The organism is Sphingomonas bacterium (assembly GCF_903643035.1).
Classification (GTDB): domain Bacteria; phylum Pseudomonadota; class Alphaproteobacteria; order Sphingomonadales; family Sphingomonadaceae; genus Sphingomonas.
Map to the genome: position 1 here is coordinate 1 of NZ_CAHJWW010000202.1, position 4,928 is coordinate 4,928.

Below are 4,928 nucleotides of genomic sequence, written 5' to 3' on the forward strand. Positions count from 1 at the left end.
CGACCGCGCCGCCCGCCACGACCGGCGACGTCGTCGTGACCGGCCGGCTGGACGCCGCGCGCGACCGGATCGCGCCAAGCCTCGGCGCGGTCGAATATACGATCGGCCCGGCGCAGATCGCGGCGACGCCGCAAGGGGAGGACGCGAGCTTCAACCAGGTGCTGCTGCGCGCGCCCGGCGTCGTGCTCGACAGCTTCGGCGAGGAGCATGTGCGCGGCGAGCATGGCGGCCTGACCTACCGCGTCAACGGCGTGCTGCTGCCCGAGTCGCTCAACGGCTTCGGCCAGGAACTCGACACGCGGATCGCCCGGTCCGTGTCGCTCGTCACCGGGGCGCTGCCCGCGCAGTTCGGGTTCCGCACCGCCGGCATCGTCGACGTGACCACCAAGTCGGGCGGCGCGCTGGCCGGGAACCGGGTCGGCGTCCATGGCGGCAGCTACGACACCGTCCAGCCCTCGATCCAGCTCGGCGGCGCGGGCGGGCGGGCCGAGTATTTCGCGAGCGGGAGCTATCTGCACGACGCGATCGGCATCGAGAACCCGACCGCCGGCGCCCGCCCGCTTCACGACGGCACCGGCCAGGGCAAGCTCTTTGGATATGCCTCGCTGCGGCTCGACGCCGACAGCCGGGTGAGCCTGCTGGCGAGCGGCGGCACCGCGCGGTTCCAGCTGCCCGACACGCCGGGCCTCGCACCCGTCTTCGTCCTCGCCGGAGCCGGCCCGGTCGCCTCGCGCGACGTGGACGAGAACCAGACCGAGACCAACGGCTATCTCGTCCTCTCCTATCAGCGATCGGCGGGCGCGCTCGACCTGCAGGTGTCGCCCTATGTGCGCCACGGCAGGATCGGCTTCCGCGCCGACCGGGTGCGCGACCTCGTGTTCCAGGGCGTCGCGGCCGACGTCGCCGAAAGCTTCACCACCGCCGGCGTCCAGGCCGACCTGGCACGGCGGATCGGCGGTACCCACACGCTCCGGGCCGGCCTGATCGCGCAGCACACCGACGAGCACCTCGATACGCTGACGTTCGCCTTTCCGGTCGACGCCGGGGGCGGCCAGGGCGCGACGACGGCGCTCGCCATTCCCGACCGGAGCGGCAACCGCGCCTGGGAGGCGGGCGTCTACGTCCAGGACGAGTGGCGGCTGTCGGGCCGGCTGACGCTCGACTATGGAGCGCGCTACGACCGGTTCGACGCCTCGTTCGATCATGAGGGCCAGTTCAGCCCACGCGCCGGCGTCGTCTGGACCCCCGACGCGAAGACGACCGCGCATCTGGGCTATGCGCGCTATTTCGCCCCGCCCTCGGCGCAGTTCATCCCGCCCGCCTCGCTCGCCAGGCTGGCGGGGACGAGCGCCGCGCCCGAGGTCCTCGCCGACACGCCGACCAGGGTCGAGCGATCGCACTACGTCGATGCCGGGATAAGGCGCGTCCTGGCGCCGGGGTGGCAGGTGACGCTCGACGGCTTCTACAAGCGCGCGCGCCACCTCGGCGACCTCGGCCAGTTCGGCGCCGCGGTGATCCTCTCGCCGTTCAGCTATGACCGGGGGCATGTGGAGGGCGGCGAAATCTCCACCACCTGGGTCCACGGCGGCTGGAACCTGTTCGGCAATTTCGGCCATGTCGAGACCAGCGCGACGGCCATCGATTCGGCGGAGTACCAGTTCCCGCCAGGCGAGCTGGCCTATATCGCCACGCACGCGATCAGGCTCGACCACGAAGGCGAATATACGGTCAGCGCGGGCGCGGCGCGCGCATGGGGCCGCGACACGCTCCACACCGACCTGCAATACGGCCACGGCCTGCGCTCCGGGTTCGCGAACACCGGGAAACAGCCGAGCTATGCCACGATCGACATCGGCGGCGAGCACCGCTTCGGTTCCGGCAGTCAGAGCCCGACGCTGCGGCTCGACGTCGTCAACCTGTTCGATCACGCCTATCCGATCCGCGACGGCAGCGGCCTTGGCATCTCGGCGGCGCAATACGGCCAGCGGCGCGGGTTCTACGCGGGGCTGACCAAGGGGTTCTGAGGACGGGGACGAACGGAAGCGTGGCGACGTCCTTGGATGCCGCCACGGCCTTCGACCTCGTCCGCCCGATCGATCCCGGTGCGCCCGCCTACAACGGCCGTCCCGCCCGGCACCGTTCCAGTTCGACCGGGTCATGGGTGCATGTCACCGTCAGCTCGTCGCGCCTGTCGATCGACAGCGACCGCAGGCGTTCCTGGTTCGCCATGCGGCCGGTCGCGTCGACCTCCATCAGGCGCTGATAGGCGCGCAGGCCCGGCGTGCAGCGGCGGCGCGCCTGCCGCATCTCCCCCCGATAGAAATACGCGTCGCCGGCATGGAGCAGCCAGCGGCCGTCGTCGCGCCGGACGGCCACCCCGGCATGGCCCCAGGTGTGGCCGGGCAGCGGCACCATCAGGATCTCGGGCGGGAGGCCGTTCAGGTCGCGGACCGCATCGAAGCCGAACCACCGCTCGCCGCGAGCGGCATAGGTCCGCCAGTCTCCGACCCCATCGAGCTGCGATGGGCGCCAGCGGTTGCGCGCCACGATGCCCGTGCGCGGTCCGGTCGCATCGTCATACTCGCGCCGCATGACGTGTACCGTCGCGGCCGGGAAATCCTCCAGACCGCCGGCATGATCGAAGTCGAGGTGGGTGGCGACGATGTGACGCACGTCGCCGACGCCGAAACCCAGCGCCTCGACCTGGCGGACGGCGGTGTCGCGCTCGTGCAGCCGGATGTTGAGCAGCAGCCGCCACGGCAGGGTGATGCGCGGGCCTGGACGGCGGTGGGGATGGGCGACGTCGCTCAGCCCATAGCCGGTGTCGATCAGCACCAGCCCGTGCGCGTCGGTCTCGATCAGCAGGCAGTGGCAGACGAGCCTGCCAAGCGGCCCGATGCTGCGCCCGTCGAACAACGCCCCGCCCAGCGGGCAGTCCGTGCCGCAATTGAGGTGATGGATGCGCAAGGGCCGTCTCCCGGATCGCTGATGCCGTCCCGTTCCCCCGTCCCCCTGTTCCTCGTCCCCGTCAGCCGGAGTCGGGGCTCTCCTGTTCCTGCCGGCGGGTCGCGTCGGCGCCGACCTTGCCCAGCATCTCGGCCTGCGCGACGCCGCTGGTCTCGACGACATCGAACGTGCGGCCACCGGCGCTGACGGCATGGGGCGCATAGGTCGGCGCCTCCCAGGCGCTCGCCTCGCGTTCCGTACCCCCCGGGCCGGTATCGGCGTCCGGCGCGTCCCGGCCCTGGATCGCATCCTGCTCGCCGGCCTGTCCGCCATCGCCGTCGACCCGCTTCCCGACCTCGCTCATGCCGCTGTTCCCGTTCGCTGTTGCGCCATCAACGGACGAGCGGCGCGGGAAGGCCCATGCGGCCGGGCGGGGCCGGGCGGGTCGACCCGCCCGGCCACGATCTCCGGCGGCGCCATCGCCTTTGGCGGGCGCGACGCGGGGCGTGCCAGCCTGTTCGCCTCGGCCGGCTTCCACCTGCTGCTGCGCGTGACATGGGAACGAAACGCCTCGAGCGTGGGTCTGTACGACTATCGCCGCCTGACGGGCGACACCGGGGTCGCGCGCCCGCCATAGGCGGGCCGGCGCAAGCCCGGGCGGTCCCCTGTCCGGCAGGCGTCCGTCTGTCGGGCAGTTCCGACCGATCCTCCCGTCGGGATGAAAGGAAGCCGTATGGGACAGGGTCGTCACGCAAGCGCCGGGACCACGCAGGCCGTTCGACCAGCGACGCCCCGCCGGGAGCCGGGGCCGGGAGCTGCGGGACGGCGCCCTGTCGCGACCGGTGGAACGACCCGATGAGGAAAGCCCCGCTGGTCGGCCTCCTCGGCGTGCTCGTCGCGGTGATGTCGGCGCAGCTCAACGATCTGCTCACGACGACCGCGATCGCCGACATCGGCGGCGAGGCGGGGATCGGCAACGACGTCTCGACCTGGCTGCCGACGCTATACGTCACGGGCGAGATCACCGGCATGGCGGTCGCGCCCACGCTCAGCCTGATCTTCACGCTCCGTCGCTTCGCGCTGTTCGCGATCGGCCTGTCGCTGGTGCCGACGCTCCTCATCCCGTTCTGCCGGGGGCCGGAGCCGCTGCTTGGCCTGCGCCTGATGCAGGGGTTCGCCGGCGGCCTGACCATTCCGTTGCTGATGACGCTGGCGCTGCGCGTGCTGGCGCCGGCCATCCGGCTCTACGGCCTTGCCGCCTATGCGCTGTCGGCGACCTTCGCCCCCAATCTGGCGAACAGCCTCGCCGCCCTGTGGATCGACAGGGTCGAGGATTACCGCTTCGTCTTCTTCGAGGCGGTGCCGTTCGCGGCGGTCGCCGCGGTGTGCATCTGGTGGGGCGCGGACCAGGATCCGCCGCGCTACGCGATGCTGCGCAAGTTCGACTGGCCGGGGGCGCTGCTCGTCGGCTTCGGGTTCGGCAGTCTCGCGATCGCGCTCGAGCAGGGCGACCGGCTGGACTGGTTCAACTCGCCCGTCATCTGCGTCTTCCTGCTCGCGGCGGTGGTCGCCGTGCCGCTGCTGATCGTGCGCGAGCTGACGGCGGCGCAGCCCCTGTTCCTGCTGCCGCTGCTGAAGGACCGAAACTTCGCCTATGGCGTGATCGCGCTGATCCTGTTCCTCGTCATCGCGCTGTCGGGCAGCCAGGTGCCGCTCACCTTTCTCGAACGCGTGCGGGGCTATCGCCCGCTCCAGGCGCAGCTGCTGACGCTGGAGATCGCGCTCAGCCAGCTGATCTTCCTGCCGCTGGCGGCGGTGCTGCTCAACTACAGGCGTGTCGACTCGCGCTGGCTCAGCTTCGCCGGCCTCCTTGCGATCCTCGTCGCCTGCATCGGCGCCGCGCGGCTCGACAGCAGCTGGTCGCGCGACGAGTTCTTCGGGTGGCAGCTGCTCCAGTCGTTCGGCTCGGCGTTCGTCATCAT

The 4,928-nt window shown here is 71.3% G+C and carries 4 protein-coding genes; 2 read left to right on the top strand and 2 right to left on the bottom strand.

Annotated features, from left to right (window positions below; all coding sequences use genetic code 11):
* Positions 1–2,024 (top strand): TonB-dependent receptor (locus tag HUV01_RS11870; protein WP_174298454.1); only part of this gene is annotated, 2,024 nt, incomplete at its 5' end.
* Between the two features lie 88 nt (positions 2,025–2,112).
* On the opposite strand, the gene HUV01_RS11875 is transcribed toward HUV01_RS11870, so the two are convergent.
* Together HUV01_RS11875 and HUV01_RS11880 are read right to left on the bottom strand one after the other, a co-directional pair.
* On the bottom strand, positions 2,113–2,967 hold the full coding sequence (locus HUV01_RS11875; RefSeq protein ID WP_174298455.1) for an MBL fold metallo-hydrolase: 855 nt from the start codon (positions 2,965–2,967) through the stop codon (positions 2,113–2,115).
* Positions 2,968–3,028: 61 nt separating this feature from the next.
* Positions 3,029–3,310 carry a hypothetical protein gene (locus HUV01_RS11880; RefSeq protein ID WP_174298456.1) on the bottom strand — a complete coding sequence of 94 codons (282 nt, stop codon included), beginning with the start codon at positions 3,308–3,310 and terminating at the stop codon, positions 3,029–3,031.
* Positions 3,311–3,801: 491 nt separating this feature from the next.
* On the opposite strand from HUV01_RS11880, the gene HUV01_RS11885 reads away from it, so the two are divergent.
* Positions 3,802–4,928, top strand: a 1,127-nt coding sequence (locus HUV01_RS11885; protein ID WP_174298457.1) for an MFS transporter, incomplete at its 3' end; no start/stop codon positions are given.

Coding starts and splice junctions, on each gene's coding strand:
- HUV01_RS11880 (WP_174298456.1), bottom strand. CDS start 3,310: ATGAGCGAGGTCGGGAAGCGGGTCGACGGCGATGGCGGACAGGCCGGC.